The 13,823-nt window shown below is 67.0% G+C and carries 10 protein-coding genes; 6 read left to right on the forward strand and 4 right to left on the reverse strand.

What is annotated here, in order from left to right; translation table 11 throughout:
• Positions 1–100: 100 nt before the first annotated feature.
• Positions 101–3,523, reverse strand: a complete 3,423-nt coding sequence (locus D6860_RS12475) for an indolepyruvate ferredoxin oxidoreductase family protein (RefSeq protein WP_076624823.1) — start codon at positions 3,521–3,523, stop codon at positions 101–103.
• Between the two features lie 165 nt (positions 3,524–3,688).
• Here D6860_RS12475 and D6860_RS12480 point away from each other — a divergent pair, with 165 nt between their 5' ends.
• From D6860_RS12480 to D6860_RS12495, 4 genes are all read left to right on the forward strand, one after another.
• Positions 3,689–4,594 carry a LysR family transcriptional regulator gene (locus D6860_RS12480; RefSeq protein ID WP_076624824.1) on the forward strand — a complete coding sequence of 302 codons (906 nt, stop codon included), beginning with the start codon at positions 3,689–3,691 and terminating at the stop codon, positions 4,592–4,594.
• 239 nt (positions 4,595–4,833) lie between these two features.
• Entirely contained in the window at positions 4,834–5,700 is an 867-nt protein-coding gene (locus tag D6860_RS12485; RefSeq protein ID WP_076624825.1) for a class I SAM-dependent methyltransferase, read from the forward strand.
• 75 nt (positions 5,701–5,775) lie between these two features.
• Entirely contained in the window at positions 5,776–7,935 is a 2,160-nt protein-coding gene (gene purL, locus D6860_RS12490) for a phosphoribosylformylglycinamidine synthase subunit PurL (protein WP_076624826.1), read from the forward strand.
• 300 nt (positions 7,936–8,235) lie between these two features.
• Complete coding sequence (locus D6860_RS12495; RefSeq protein WP_017467442.1) at positions 8,236–9,096, forward strand: LysR family transcriptional regulator; 861 nt, start codon at positions 8,236–8,238, stop codon at positions 9,094–9,096.
• 96 nt (positions 9,097–9,192) lie between these two features.
• Here D6860_RS12495 and D6860_RS12500 read toward each other — a convergent pair whose 3' ends face one another.
• The 3 genes from D6860_RS12500 to D6860_RS12510 all read right to left on the reverse strand — a co-directional run bounded on the left by D6860_RS12500 (position 9,193) and on the right by D6860_RS12510 (position 12,662).
• The gene (locus D6860_RS12500; protein ID WP_076624827.1) at positions 9,193–10,668 is read right to left on the reverse strand and encodes a carboxypeptidase M32; all 1,476 of its coding nucleotides are present in this window, start codon (positions 10,666–10,668) and stop codon (positions 9,193–9,195) included.
• On the reverse strand, positions 10,665–11,810 hold the full coding sequence (ctaA, locus tag D6860_RS12505) for a heme A synthase (RefSeq protein WP_076624828.1): 1,146 nt from the start codon (positions 11,808–11,810) through the stop codon (positions 10,665–10,667). The genes D6860_RS12500 and ctaA overlap by 4 nt, the downstream gene beginning before the upstream one ends.
• 108 nt (positions 11,811–11,918) lie before the next feature.
• On the reverse strand, positions 11,919–12,662 hold the full coding sequence (locus D6860_RS12510; RefSeq protein ID WP_076624829.1) for an RNA methyltransferase: 744 nt from the start codon (positions 12,660–12,662) through the stop codon (positions 11,919–11,921).
• Between the two features lie 138 nt (positions 12,663–12,800).
• Between D6860_RS12510 and D6860_RS12515 the strand changes: the two genes are divergently transcribed.
• Together D6860_RS12515 and D6860_RS12520 are read left to right on the forward strand one after the other, a co-directional pair.
• Positions 12,801–13,130 carry a TfoX/Sxy family protein gene (locus tag D6860_RS12515; protein ID WP_076624830.1) on the forward strand — a complete coding sequence of 110 codons (330 nt, stop codon included), beginning with the start codon at positions 12,801–12,803 and terminating at the stop codon, positions 13,128–13,130.
• A gap of 69 nt (positions 13,131–13,199) precedes the next feature.
• On the forward strand, positions 13,200–13,820 hold the full coding sequence (locus D6860_RS12520; RefSeq protein WP_076624831.1) for a thiamine phosphate synthase: 621 nt from the start codon (positions 13,200–13,202) through the stop codon (positions 13,818–13,820).
• The last annotated feature ends 3 nt before the right edge of the window (positions 13,821–13,823 follow it).

Raw genomic sequence — 13,823 nt, forward strand, 5'->3', positions numbered from 1 at the left:
TGCCTCCCGCCTTGTCGCGCGCGGCGCGCGAGTCGCGCGCCGCTTTCTTCCGCTCTTACGGGGCTTTGCCGCGGAAATCCATTGCGACCGTCGGCGCAGCCTACTCGGCCGCCTGCGTCAGCGGAGCACCGCCCTGCCGGATGACCGAGAGCAGTTCCTCGCGGCGTTTCGAGGCCTCGCGCTCGTTTGCCTCCTTCACCGGACCGAAGCCCCGGATTGTCAGGGGAAGCCGCGCCAGCGCGATGGCGGCCTCGGTGGTTTCGGGCGTCAGCAGCGGCAGGATCTCGTCCATGTCGCGCTCGTACTGCGCGATCAGCGCCCGCTCCATCCGCCGCTCGGTGGTGCGGCCGAACGGGTCGAGCGGCGTGCCGCGCAGCCCCTTCAGCTTCGCGAGGATCCCGAAGGCGCGCAGCATGCCCTCCCCATACTGCTTCTTCACCGGGCGCCCGTCCGGGCCCTCCTTCGACATCACCGGGGGCGAGAGGTGGAAGTTCATCCGGAAGCCTTCCTCGAAGGTTTCCGAGGCCTTCCTGCGGGTCTCGAGATGCAGCCGGGCGACCTCGTATTCGTCCTTGTAGGACAGGAGCTTGTGGTAGCCCTCGGCGACCGCCTCGCGCAGGCTAGGGTCCTCGATCCGGTCGAGCATCCGGCGATAGCGACGCGCCAGCCGCTTGTTCTGGTAGGCGGTCAGATGCTCCTCGCGGAAGGCGATCTTCTGCTCGGGCGTCTTCGGCTTCTCGACCACGTTGGGGGTCACGATACGTTCGGCCTCTTCCGGGTGCAGCATCGCCCAGCGTCCGATCTCGAAGGCCCGCAGGTTCTTTTCGACCGCCGCGCCGTTCAGCTCGACCGCCTTGGCGATGGCGTCATGCGGCACCGGAACCAGCCCCTGTTGCCAGGCCGCGCCTAGGATCATCATGTTCGAGAAGATCGAGTCCCCAAGCGTCGCGCGCGCCAGCTCGGTCGCGTCGAAGAGCTGGACACGATCCTGCATCCGCGCCTCAAGAGCGAGCCGCAACCTGTCGGCAGGCAATGCAAATTCCGTGTCACGGGTGAAGTCGCCGGTGATGATCTCGTGACTGTTGACCACAGCGCCCGTGCGCCCGGACCGGGTGAGCCCCAGCGTCTTGGCCCCGGCACTGACCACGAGGTCGCCGCCGATGAGCGCGTCGGCCTCGCCGATGGCCACGCGCACCGCCGAGATGTCCTCGGGGCGGTTGGCAACTCGCAGGTGGATGTGCACGGCGCCGCCCTTCTGGGCGAGCCCCGCCATCTCCATCATGCCCGCGCCAAGCCCGGCGATCTGCGCCGCCTGCGCGAGCACCGCGCCGATGGTCACCACGCCGGTTCCGCCGACGCCGGTGATCACCAGGTTATGCGTGCCGTCGATCTGCGGCAGCGTCGGCAACGGCATGTCGGGCAGCTTCAGCTCGGTCGTGGCGGACTTGCGCAGCTTCGCGCCCTCGAGGGTCACGAAGGATGGGCAGAACCCCTTGAGACAGGAGAAATCCTTGTTGCAGCTCGACTGGTCGATGGCCCGCTTGCGGCCAAGCTCGGTCTCTTCCGGCACGATGGCAACGCAATTGGACTGCACGCCGCAATCGCCGCAGCCCTCGCAGACGTCGGTGTTGATGAAGACGCGCTTGTCAGGGTCCGGGAAGGTGCCGCGCTTGCGCCGGCGTCGCTTCTCGGCGGCGCAGGTCTGGATGTAGACGATGGCCGAAACGCCCTCGAGCGTCGCATAACGCGACTGCACGTCTTCGAGCTCGGAACGTTCATGGGTTTCAACGCCTTGCGGGAAGCCCTTCAGGTCCACCTCTTCCTTCTCGTCGTAGACCACGGCGACATTCTGCACGCCCATCGCCACCAGTTCATGCGCGATGCGGTCGGCCGTAAGGCCGCCTTCGTTGGCCTGTCCGCCGGTCATGGCGACGGCGTCGTTGTAGAGGATCTTGAAGGTGATGTTGGTGCCCGCTGCCAGCGCCGCGCGGATCGCCTGCACGCCGGAGTGGTTGTAGGTGCCATCCCCGAGGTTCTGGAATACGTGCTTGCGGGTCGAGAACGGTGCCTCGCCGATCCAGTTGGCGCCTTCGCCGCCCATGTGGGTGAAGCCCGAGGTCTCGCGGTCCATCCACTGCACCATGTAATGACAGCCGATGCCCGCGTAGGCACGGCTGCCCTCGGGCAGCTTGGTCGAGCTGTTGTGTGGACAGCCGGCGCAGAAATACGGAAGCCGCGCGGCGATGTCTTCGGCGTTATCGGATTTACGCGCCTCATCAAGGCTTTGCATCGCGGCCTTGAGGCGATCTGTGGTGCGGCCTTCTTCCAGCAGGATGGCGCCCAGACGCTCGGCGATCATCACCGGGTCGAGCGCGCCCTGCGTCGGGAACAGTTCGGGGCCGTGCATCGTGCCGGCGCCGCCGCCCTTGTGCCAGCCCCAGACGCGGCGGCCGCGGCGGTCGTCGAAGATCGCCTCCTTGACCTGCACTTCGATCAGCTTGCGCTTTTCCTCGACCACGACGATCAGGTCGAGCCCCTCGGCCCAGTCGTGAAACCCCTTCATGTCGAGCGGGAAGACCTGTCCCACCTTGTAGGTGGTGATGCCCAGCCGTTCGGCCTCGGCCTCGTCGATGCCCAGCAGCGACATCGCGTGCACGAGATCGAGCCAGTTCTTGCCGACCGAGACGAAGCCGATCTTCGCACCGGGCTTGCCCCAGACGCGCCGGTCGATGCGGTTGGCGTGCGAGAATTCCTCGGCGGCGAAGCGCTTGAAGTCGATGATCCGCCGCTCCTGCTCGTGCGGCGTGTCACCGAGCCGGATGTTGAGCCCGCCCGGCGGCATGTCGAAATCGGGCATCACCAGCGACATGCGATCGGGACGCCCGTCGACGACCGCCGTCGCCTCGACCGTATCCTTCATGGTCTTGAGACCGACCCAGACGCCGGCAAAACGCGACAGCGCGTAGCCGTAGACGCCGTAGTCGAGGATCTCCTGCACGCCCGCAGGCGAGACAACCGGCATGTAGGCATCGACCAGCGCCCATTCGGACTGGTGCAGCACGGTCGAGCTTTCGCCGGTGTGATCGTCGCCCATTGCCATGAGCACGCCGCCGTGCTTCGAGGTGCCGGCCATGTTGGCGTGGCGCATGACGTCGCCGGAGCGGTCGACGCCCGGCCCCTTGCCGTACCAGAGGCCGAAAACCCCGTCGAACTTGCCTTCGCCGCGCAGCTCGGCCTGTTGGCTGCCCCAGAGCGCCGTGGCGGCGAGATCCTCGTTCAGGCCTTCCTTGAAGAGCACGTCGCTCGCCGCGAGGTGTTTCGCGGCGCGGGTCATCTGCATGTCGACGGCACCGAGCGGAGAGCCTCGGTAGCCCGTCACGTATCCGGCGGTATTGAGCCCCGCCGCTCGGTCGCGGGCCTTCTGTATCAGCATCAGGCGCACGAGGGCCTGGGTTCCGTTCAGCAGGACCGGGCTGCGGTCCAGGTTGAAGCGGTCTTCGAGCGTGATTTCCTGCTTGGTCATGTGCGCCTCCCAACGCTCATCACTTGGGCAATATAGCTCGATATTAGGTCAAATATGTTGACCTTGATAGGAATTTTTTCGGGAAATCAGGCTGTCACGAAAGGATAGGTTCCTTATTAGGCATTGTGTCGTATACATGGCCCGAAATTCCGAATTGGTAACGTTATGGACTGGGACAAGCTAAGGATCTTTCACGCCGTCGCGGACGCCGGCAGCCTCACGCATGCGGGGGATGCACTGCATCTGTCGCAGTCGGCGGTGTCCCGGCAGATACGCGCGCTTGAGGAATCGCTGAACACCACACTCTTCCACCGCCACGCGCGAGGGCTGATTCTCACCGAGCAGGGCGAACTGCTGTTCGACGCGACCGCCGCCATGGTGAAGCGGATCGACGCCGCCACCGCGCGCATCCGCGACAGCGAGGAAGAAGTGTTCGGCGAACTCAAGGTGACCACCACGCACGGCTTCGGCGTGCTGTGGCTCGCCCCGCGCCTCACCAAGCTCTACGAGAAGTATCCCGACCTGCGCGTCGACCTGATGCTCGAGGAACGGGTGCTCGACCTGCCCATGCGCGAGGCCGACGTGGCCATCCGCATGAAGGAGCCGAGCCAGGCGGACCTCATCCGCAAGCGGCTCATGTCGATCCGGATGCGCATGTATGCCGCGCCGCAGTATATCGCAGAGCGCGGCATGCCCGGATCGCTCGACGAGCTGTCGACCCACCGGCTGATCTGTCAGAATCCGGCCTCGTCGCAGGTCGCGGCGGGCAAGCTGCTGGTGCAGGAGCTTCTGACCTACGACATCCAGACAGCGCTCACGGTGAACAACTACTTCGGCGTGCTGCAGGCGGTGGTCGCGAACCTCGGTATCGGCGTGCTGCCCGACTACATCATCGAGGATTTCCCCTCGGTCGTGCGGGTTCTCCCCGAGATCGAAAGCAACGAGGTGCCGGTGTTCCTCGCGTACCCCGAGGAACTGCGTCATTCCAAGCGCGTCGCCGCCTTCCGCGACTTCGTGCAAGAGGAAATCTTCGCGCATCGACGCCAACTTAGGGCGATGGGAGCAGACTGAGTTCGCGCTAAAAGTGTGAGCCATGCGCCACACGCATGCCGGGAATGCTGCCTCTGCGGCACGTTATCCCTTGATCGACTCAGAACTGATAACATATTCGGCACATGAAGCTTGAAGCGCCCGAGTGCGCATCATCTTCATACCTCCCTGTTGGACTTCGGCCGAGCTTTGTGCTCGGCCTTTTTTTTGGTCGTAACGCATCCGGATTCCTGGGTAGTCTGAGGCGGAACGGAGGAACGATGTCAGCGCAAACAGGACCCGGCCCGAACGACGCTCAGCAACGCTTCTGGAGCGAGGGTCCCGGCCGCCACTGGGTCAGGCTTCACCGGGAACTCGACGTGCTGCACGCGCGGCTCACGGACATCATCCTTGATGCCGCTGCCCCGCAACCCGGCGAGCGAGTGGTCGACATCGGCTGCGGCGCCGGCGCGATCGCGATCGCGGCGGCGCAGCGTGTCGGCCCGTCGGGTCATGTGCTCGGGCTCGATATCTCGGAACCGCTTCTCGAGGTCGGACGCGACCGGGCCGCCGAACTCGACACCTGCGCGCCGGACTTCGCACTCGCGGATGCGCAGATCTGGGCCCATGAGGGCGCACCGTTCGATCTTTGTGTCTCGCGGATGGGGCTGATGTTCTTTGCCGACCCGGTTGAGGGCTTCGCCAACATCCTGACGCATCTGCGCCCCGGGGGCCGGCTGGTGTTCGCTGCATGGGCGGCCGCCGAACACAACGCGTGGTTCCACGTCGCCTCAGAGGAAGCGGCGGCGCGGCTTGGCCCGTCCGAGCCCGGAGACCCGCACGCCCCCGGCCCGACCGCATTCGCGGACCGCGCCCGCGTGGCCGACCTGCTGGCCCGCGCCGGCGCAACAGAAATAGGGTCACGGGAAATCGACACCACGCTCACCATGCCCGGCGGCGCGGCCGAGGCGGCGGCGCTTGCCCGCCACGTCGGCCCCGTCGCGGCACAGCTTCGCGCCAAGGAGGGCTCGGACGAGGACGCACAGGCCATCCTCGCGGCCGTCGAGCGCCGTTTCGCGCAATGGGAAGACGCGCGGGGGTGTCACATCCCTGCCCGGATCAATCTTTTCCATGCGATCCGACCCTGAGAGAGCCCCACGGCCTCTTCCCCCTGCGCCGCCCTTGCCGTAAAGAGCGGCCAAGTTTGCCAGAGGGGAATGAGAATGCAGGAACCCGCCATCACCGAAGAGCTGATCGAGGCCCACGGCATCAATCCGGACGAATACGCGCGGATCCTGCAGATCCTGAACCGCGAGCCGACCTTCACCGAACTCGGCATCTTCTCGGCGATGTGGAACGAGCACTGCTCCTACAAGTCGTCGAAGATCCACCTCAAGGGTCTGCCGACCACCGGCCCGCAGGTGATCTGCGGCCCCGGCGAGAACGCCGGCGTGGTCGACATCGGCGATGGTCAGGCGGTGGTCTTCAAGATGGAAAGCCACAACCACCCCTCCTACATCGAGCCCTACCAGGGCGCGGCCACCGGCGTCGGTGGCATCCTGCGCGACGTCTTCACCATGGGCGCGCGCCCGATCGCGGCGATGAACTCGCTGTCGTTTGGTGAGAAGGACCATGCCAAGACCCGCCAGCTCGTGCACGGCGTGGTCGAGGGCGTGGGCGGCTACGGCAACTGCTTCGGCGTGCCCACGGTCGGCGGCGAGGTCCGCTTCCACCCCGCCTACAACGGCAACTGCCTGGTCAACGCCTTCGCGGCGGGCCTCGCGGACAGCGACAAGATCTTCTACTCGGCCGCCAGCGGCATCGGCCGCCCCGTGGTCTACCTCGGCGCCAAGACCGGCCGTGACGGTGTCGGCGGCGCCACCATGGCCAGCGCCGAGTTCGACGAGAGCATCGAGGAGAAGCGCCCCACCGTTCAGGTCGGCGACCCCTTCACCGAGAAGCGCCTGATGGAGGCCACGCTGGAGCTGATGCAGACCGGCGCGGTGATCTCGATCCAGGACATGGGCGCGGCCGGCCTGACCTGCTCGGCCGTGGAAATGGGCGACAAGGGCGGTCTGGGCGTGCGGCTCGACCTCGAGAAGGTGCCGCAGCGCGAAAAGGACATGACCGCCTACGAGATGATGCTCTCGGAGAGCCAGGAACGGATGCTGATGGTGCTCGACCCCGCGAAGGAGGCCGAGGCCAAGGCGGTCTTCGACAAGTGGGATCTCGACTTCGCCATCGTCGGCGAGACCATCGCCGAGGACCGCTTCCTCATCATGCACAACGGCGCATGCATGGCCGACGTGCCGCTGTCGCGGCTGTCGTCCTCGGCGCCGGAATACGACCGCCCGTGGGACGAGCCCGCGCCCGCGACCCCGCTCGAGGACGTGCCGCAGATCGACCCGGTGGATGGCCTCAAGGCGCTGCTCTCGAGCCCCAACTACTGCTCGCGCGAATGGGTCTACGAGCAGTATGACAGCCAGGTCATGGCCGACACGATGCGCATTCCGGGCTTCGGCTCGGGTGTCATCCGTGTGCATGGCACCGACAAGAAGCTCGCCTTCACGAGCGACGTGACCCCGCGCTACGTCAAGGCCAACCCCGTCGAGGGCGGCAAACAGGCGGTGGCAGAAGCCTACCGCAACCTGACCGCCGTCGGTGCGCTGCCGCTGGCGACGACCGACAACCTCAACTTCGGCAACCCCGAGAAGCCCGAGATCATGGGCCAGTTCGTGCAGGCCCTGCGCGGCATCGGTGACGCCTGCTCGGCACTCGACATGCCGATCGTCTCGGGCAATGTCTCGCTCTACAACGAGACCGACGGCGTCGGCATCCTGCCAACCCCGACCATCGGCGCCGTGGGCCTGATCGCCGCCGGCGAAGAGCCTATCCTCGGCTATGCCCGCGATGGCCACGTCGCCATTCTGGTGGGCGCCACCGGAAGCCATCTCGGCCAGTCGGCATTGCTTGCCGAGGTCTTCAACCGCGAGGAAGGCGACGCCCCCGCGGTCGACCTGGCGGAAGAGAAGCGCAACGGCGAGTTCATCCGTGCCAACCGTGACTGGATCAAGTGCTGCACCGACCTCAGTGACGGCGGACTTGCCATGGCCGCCTTCGAGATGGCCGAAGCCTCGGGCGTCGGCGTGCATCTCGACAGCGCCGACACCGCCGAGCTCTTCGGCGAGGACCAGGGCCGCTATCTCATCGCCTGCAACTTCGACGAGGCCGAGGCCCTGATGACCGCTGCCGGCAGCGCGGGGGTCACGCTGCAGAGCGTCGGTCGTTTCGCGGGCGACAGCGTGAAATTCGGCACCAGCGAAGCGCCGCTCTCGGAGCTTTCCGCGCTGTATCGGGGCCGCTTCGGCGAACTGTTCGGCTGACCGGTCAAGCCAAGGACCGGGGCAATTTCCCCGGCTTCCCGGTGCGATAGCGTCGCTCCGGGTGCAATCTCCCGCAGGTGCATCAGGCATGTTGCAGGGAAACCTCCATTTCCGCGGGAGGTCGGGCAAACGGGAAATGCCGCAATGCTGCCCTTGCGGCAATGACACTCCCGGACCTAGGCTGGTTTCCATATTGAACCGCCCTAGTTGATTTTCCGCCACAGCCATTTTCCAGTATGCCGCACGTTTCGTTGCGCGGCCCCTTTCCCACCGTGTCCGAACTGGAAGAGAACGCACGAGATGAACAACTGGGATGATCTGCGCTTTCTGGTCGCGCTGTCGAAAACCGGAACGATGACCGCGGCGGCGAAGAGCCTCGGCACCAATACCGCAACGGTATCGCGCCGGATCGAACGGCTTTCGGAGTCGCTCGGGATGCCCGCGTTCGTGAAGACCTCCGAAGGCTGGCGCCCCTCCGAGGCCGTCGCCTCGCTCATCCAGCTTGCCCAGAGCTTCGACGGCGAGTTGCAGGCCACGCTCAACAGCCAGGCGGTGGATTCGGACGCGGAGCCGGTGACCATCAGCATCGGCAGCCTGCCCGTGATCAGCGCTCTCGTGCTCTTCCCGGGGCTGAAGCAGCACGGCAGCCGGCTGTCCGGCGTGAAGCTGAACTTCTCCGATCGCGTGTTCAAGGAGGGCCTCGGCGAGCACGACATCGTGCTGCAATACGCCCGCCCCGCGCAGGGACGCATCATCGCGCGCAAGGTCGGCAGCATGAGCTACCAGCTCTATCGCTTCGTCGACACACCTGCCGGAGAGGACTGGGCCGGTCTCGGCGAAGGCCATGACGATGCCGAGGTCATGCGGATCGGGCACAGCACCTTTGGCCGCGCCCCGCGTTTGCGGGTCGACAGCATCATGGCACTCTACCGCCTGATGCAGACCACGCGCCTGCCCGGACCGCTGCCCGATCTGCTGGCCGAAAGCGACCCCGAGCTTGTCCCGCTCGATCCGACCCAGCCCGGGAACATGCAGGAATGCTGGCTGTTCTTCCACGAGAGCCGGCGCAACGACCCCGGCATTCGCCGTGCGGTCGATTGGGTGACGCATTGCTTCGAGCAGCTGAACACCGTCAACATGCCCGGCACCACCAAGATCTAGCCAGCCTCCTTCGCGCCCGCCGCTCTGGAAAAAGCGCCAAGCACCCGGCATCAGCCAGCCGATCCGGCGGCGCCCGTGCGCCGGCCGGGGTCTAGCTCACAGGCTGTAGATCGTCCCGAACTTCGCCTCGAGGTAGTCGAGCAGAGGGGCCTCGGTCGGTGCGTCGCCGCAGGCTCGCTGGATGACCTCGCGCGGGGCGAAGAGCCCCCCGAACTGCTGGACGTTGTCGCGCAGCCATGCGGTTGCCGCCCCAAGGTCACCCGCCGCCATCTGCGCGTCGAGATCGGGCACATCGCTGCGCAGGGCCTTGTGCAGGCAGCCCGCGTAGACGTTGCCGAGGCTGTAGGTCGGGAAGTAGCCGAACAGCCCGGCCGACCAGTGGACATCCTGCAGCACCCCGTCCGAGGGCTTGTCCACGGCAAAGCCGAAGTCCGCGAGGAACCGCTCGTTCCAGGCATCTTCGAGATCGTCGACCTCGAGCGCCCCGGCAATCAGCGCCCGTTCTAGGTCGAAACGCAAGAGCACGTGCAGGTTGTATTGCACCTCGTCGGCCTCGGTGCGGATATAGCCGTTCTTCACCCGGTTCACGGCAGCATAGAAGGCATCCGCATCCGCAAGCCCGAGATCGCCGAACTGCTCGGTCATCCGGGCGTAGAGCCACGAGGTAAAGGCGCGAGACCGGCCGATCTGGTTCTCGTAGATGCGGCTCTGGCTCTCGTGCACGCCCATCGAGACACCCTGCCCCAGCGGCGTGAATCGGTAGCTGCGACGGACCGCCTGCTCATAGGCGGCGTGGCCGACCTCGTGGATCGTGGAATAGAGACAGTTGAACGGATCGAGCGCGTCGGTGCGCGTGGTGATCCGCACATCGTCGGCCCCGCCCGATGTGAACGGATGCACCGACTTGTCGAGCCTCCCGCGCGCCATCTCGTAGCCGAAGGTCTTTGCGACGGTGCGGGCCAGCGTCATCTGCGCCTGCTCGTCGAAGGTCCCCTGCAGCGCCGGTGGCTGCGGCCGCTCGAGCACCGCCTGCCGCAGCGCCACGAGGCGCGGGCGCAGCGCGCCGAACATCTCCGAGAGCTGTGCTGCGGTTGCGCCCGGCTCATAGTCGTCGAGGAGCGCGTCATAGACGTCGCCACCATCGGCGAGCGCCGCGCCTTCCTCGCGCTTGAGGCGCACGACCTCCCGCAGGGTCGGCGCAAAGGCGGCGAAATCATCGTCGGCGCGGGCCTCGGCCCAGACGCGATGCGCCCGGCTCGTGAGCCGCGCCAGCGCGCTGGCGAGGTCCGCGGGCACCCGCCGTGAACGGTCGTAGGTCCGGCGGATCTGGCGGACCATCGCCGCGCCCTCGTCGTCGAGATCGCCCGGGTCGATTACCGCGAGCCACTCGCCGACCCGCGGATCGGTGCGGCGCGCGTGCAGCATCGCCTCCATCACCGCCATTTCGTCGGCCCGCTGCTCGCCGGCGCCCGGTGGCATCATCACCTCCTGGTCCCAGCCGAGGCGGCCCGCCACCTGCGCCAGAGCCCCGGTGTCACGCTCGAATTGCATGAGGTCCTGGAATGCGCTCATCGTGCCGTCCCCCGGATGGATTGCGCTTTCGGATATTGCGCGCCGAAGCGGGCGCGGATGATCAGCACCCAGAGCACCACGGCGCCGACCTGATGGGTGATCGCGATGTGCAGCGGCGCGATGTAGATCACCGTGAAGATGCCAAGCACCACCTGCACCAGCAGCATCGCCATGACGGCGTTGAAGCGGAAGCGGGTGTCGGCATTGGCGGACTTGCGCGCCCGCAGCCAGGTCACGATGCCGAAGATGAAGAGCAGGTAGCCCGCCATCCGGTGCATGAACTGTACCAGCCCCGGGTCCTCGAAGAAGTTGCGCCACACCGGCTGCAGGTCGAACGGCTGCGGCGGGAAGAAACCGCCCGCCATAAGCGGCCAGTCGGTGTAGGTGCGGCCCGCGTCGATGCCCGCCACCAGCGCGCCGAGCAGGATCTGCAGGAAGGCGAAATGCATGAGCCCGGTGCCCATCGAGAACAGCTTGGCCTCGCGCCCGCGTCGCGCCTGCATCAGGTCACGCTCGGAACGGCCCAGCTGGAAGACATACCACGCGATCAGACCGAGGATGACGAAGGCAAGCCCGAGGTGCGTCGCCAGCCGGTAGGAGGCGACGTCGAGCATCTCGCCCTCGAGCCCCGAGGCCACCATCCACCAGCCGATCGCGCCCTGCAGCCCGCCGAGCGCGCCGAGGCCCAGCAGCCGCGGCGCCCAGCCCGTCGGGATCTTGCGCGCCACGAGAAAGCCGAAGAACCCCAGCGCCCAGACGAGGCCGATCACCCGCCCGAGCTGCCGGTGGCCCCATTCCCACCAGTAGATCGACTTGAACTCTTCAAGCGTCATCTGGTTGTTCTGCAACTGGAATTCGGGGATCTTCTGGTAGAGCGCGAATTCCATCTGCCAGTCGGTCTGGCTGAGCGGCGGCAGCGCACCGGTGAGCGGCTTCCACTCGGTGATGGACAGACCGCTGTCGGTAAGCCGGGTGAGCCCCCCCACCGCGATCATCACCATGACCAGCGCGAAGATCAGCATGAGCCAGATCCGGATGGCGCCGCGTGCCCCGCCGCGCCCCTTGTCGATCATGCCGCCCGCGGGCGTTGCCTTGGGCTGTTCGGCGCCCACTTCCTCGAAGAGCTTGCGCTTTTCGGCCATGCCTGTCTCTCTCCTTGAACCTCGCGGACGATAGGCCCGGCCCGGACGCGCTTCAACCCCGCGCCGGCCCGCCGGCCGGGGCGTCTCGCCGCAGTCCGCGCGCCCCGGTCAGCCGCGTTCCTTCCAGCGCACCATCTGGCGCATGATCCCGTGCAGCGTGCGCACGTCCTCGCGGGTGAGCGGCATCCGGCTCCAGAGGTTGCGCAGCGTCAGCTTCATCGCCGGTGCCTTGTGCTCGGGGAAGAAGAAGCCGGCCTCGTCGAGCCGCTCCTCGTAGTGCTCCGCGAGCTTCTCGACCTCGATGGCGCTGGCCCATTCCGCCCCCGCCAACTCGTCGCGGCGGCCTTCGACCGCCCCGCTCGCCCGGCGCCACTCGTAGCCGCAGAGCAGCACGCATTGCGCGAGGTTCAGCGACGGAAACTCGGGGTTCACCGGCACCGAGATGATGGCATTGGCCTGCGCCACGTCGGCGTTCTCGAGCCCGGCCCGCTCGGGGCCGAACATCACCGCCACGCGCCCGCCCGCCGCGATCCGCTCGGCGGCCTCGCGCATCGCCTCTTCCGGCGAATAGACCGGCTTGGTCATGCCACGCTGCCGCGCCGTTGTGGCGAAGACGAGATCGCAGTCGCCCACGGCGTCGGCCACCTCGTTGCTCAGCACCGCGTCATCGAGCAGCCGCCCCGCCCCCGAGGCCATGGCCACCGAAGACGGGTTCGGCCAGCCGTCGCGCGGCGCGACCAGCCGCATCCGGTCGAGCCCGAAATTCCACATCGCCCGCGCCGCAGCCCCGATGTTCTCGCCCATCTGCGGGCGCACGAGCACGAATGCGGGCTGTCTCTCTTCGCTGGGCATGGGGCCTCCTTGTTCTGCGCCGTCTCAGTAAGCGCCCCGCAAAACAAGGGCAAGCGGGCATCTTCTGGCCAGAAATATCCCCGCCGGAGGCATCCGCCCTCTATGCTGGGCGCGACGGCCTGAAACGGAGCCCTGCCCATGCCACATGACGAAGGTCTTGCCGAGCTCCTGCGCGAGGATCTCGCCGAGGTGGCGCAACTGCGCGAGATCGCGATGTTCGGCGGTCTGTGCTTCACCACGCAGGGCCACATGATCTGCGGCACCTTCCGCGACCATGTGCTCTACCGCGTCGGCAAGAGCGCCATGGCCACAGCCCTCGCGCTTCCGCACACCGACCGGATGCGCATGGGGGCCCGCACCATGGGCGGCTTCGTCACCCTCGGCGCCCCGGACGTGGCCGACGACGCCCTGCGCGCGCGGCTCACCGCCATGGCGCTGGACTTCGTCGCGACCCTCGATCCGAAATGACCCGAGCAACCCCTTGGCAGCACTGGGACTCCCGGGATATAGACCCCCAAGTTTGAAGGAGCCCCAGCCATGGCCGAGACCGATCAGCCCCAGCTCTACCTGATCACCCCGCCGGAATTCGACCTCTCGGAGTTCCCCGAGCGGCTCGACGCCGTGCTCGACAGCGCCGAGATCGCCTGCATCCGGCTGTCGCTCGCCACCCGCGACGAGGACCGCATCATGCGCGCCGCCGACGCCGTGCGCGAGGTTGCGCACCGGCATGACATCGCGCTGGTCATCGACACGCACGTGGTGCTGGCGCAGCGGCTCGGGCTAGACGGGGTGCATTTGACCGACGGGTCGCGCTCGGTGCGCCATGCGCGCAAGGAACTGGGCGGCGATGCCATCGTCGGCGCCTTCTGCGGCGCATCGCGGCACGACGGCATGACCGCGGGCGAAAGCGGCGCCGACTACGTCTCCTTCGGCCCGGTCGGCGGCGCCTCGCTGGGCGACGGCACGCTGGCCGAGCGTGAGCTTTTCGCCTGGTGGTCCGAGATGATCGAGGTGCCGGTGGTGGCCGAGGGCGGGCTGACCCCGGAACTGGTCTCCGAGCTGGCCCCCGTCACCGACTTCTTCGGCATCGGCGAGGAAATCTGGTCGCAAGACGACGCCCCGGCGGCCCTGAAGGCCCTCATCGACGCGATGGGCTGAGCC

It is taken from the genome of Salipiger sp. D13, from assembly GCF_003703915.1.
Lineage (GTDB): Bacteria > Pseudomonadota > Alphaproteobacteria > Rhodobacterales > Rhodobacteraceae > Salipiger > Salipiger profundus.

Excerpts from the sequence above, each read along its gene's own strand:
- D6860_RS12485 (WP_076624825.1), top strand. The coding sequence starts at position 4,834 with ATGTCAGCGCAAACAGGACCCGGCCCGAACGACGCTCAGCAACGCTTC.
- ctaA (WP_076624828.1), bottom strand. The coding sequence starts at position 11,810 with ATGGCCGAAAAGCGCAAGCTCTTCGAGGAAGTGGGCGCCGAACAGCCC.
- D6860_RS12480 (WP_076624824.1), top strand. The coding sequence starts at position 3,689 with ATGGACTGGGACAAGCTAAGGATCTTTCACGCCGTCGCGGACGCCGGC.
- D6860_RS12520 (WP_076624831.1), top strand. The coding sequence starts at position 13,200 with ATGGCCGAGACCGATCAGCCCCAGCTCTACCTGATCACCCCGCCGGAA.
- D6860_RS12510 (WP_076624829.1), bottom strand. The coding sequence starts at position 12,662 with ATGCCCAGCGAAGAGAGACAGCCCGCATTCGTGCTCGTGCGCCCGCAG.
- D6860_RS12495 (WP_017467442.1), top strand. The coding sequence starts at position 8,236 with ATGAACAACTGGGATGATCTGCGCTTTCTGGTCGCGCTGTCGAAAACC.
- D6860_RS12475 (WP_076624823.1), bottom strand. The coding sequence starts at position 3,523 with ATGACCAAGCAGGAAATCACGCTCGAAGACCGCTTCAACCTGGACCGC.
- D6860_RS12500 (WP_076624827.1), bottom strand. The coding sequence starts at position 10,668 with ATGAGCGCATTCCAGGACCTCATGCAATTCGAGCGTGACACCGGGGCT.
- D6860_RS12515 (WP_076624830.1), top strand. The coding sequence starts at position 12,801 with ATGCCACATGACGAAGGTCTTGCCGAGCTCCTGCGCGAGGATCTCGCC.
- purL (WP_076624826.1), top strand. The coding sequence starts at position 5,776 with ATGCAGGAACCCGCCATCACCGAAGAGCTGATCGAGGCCCACGGCATC.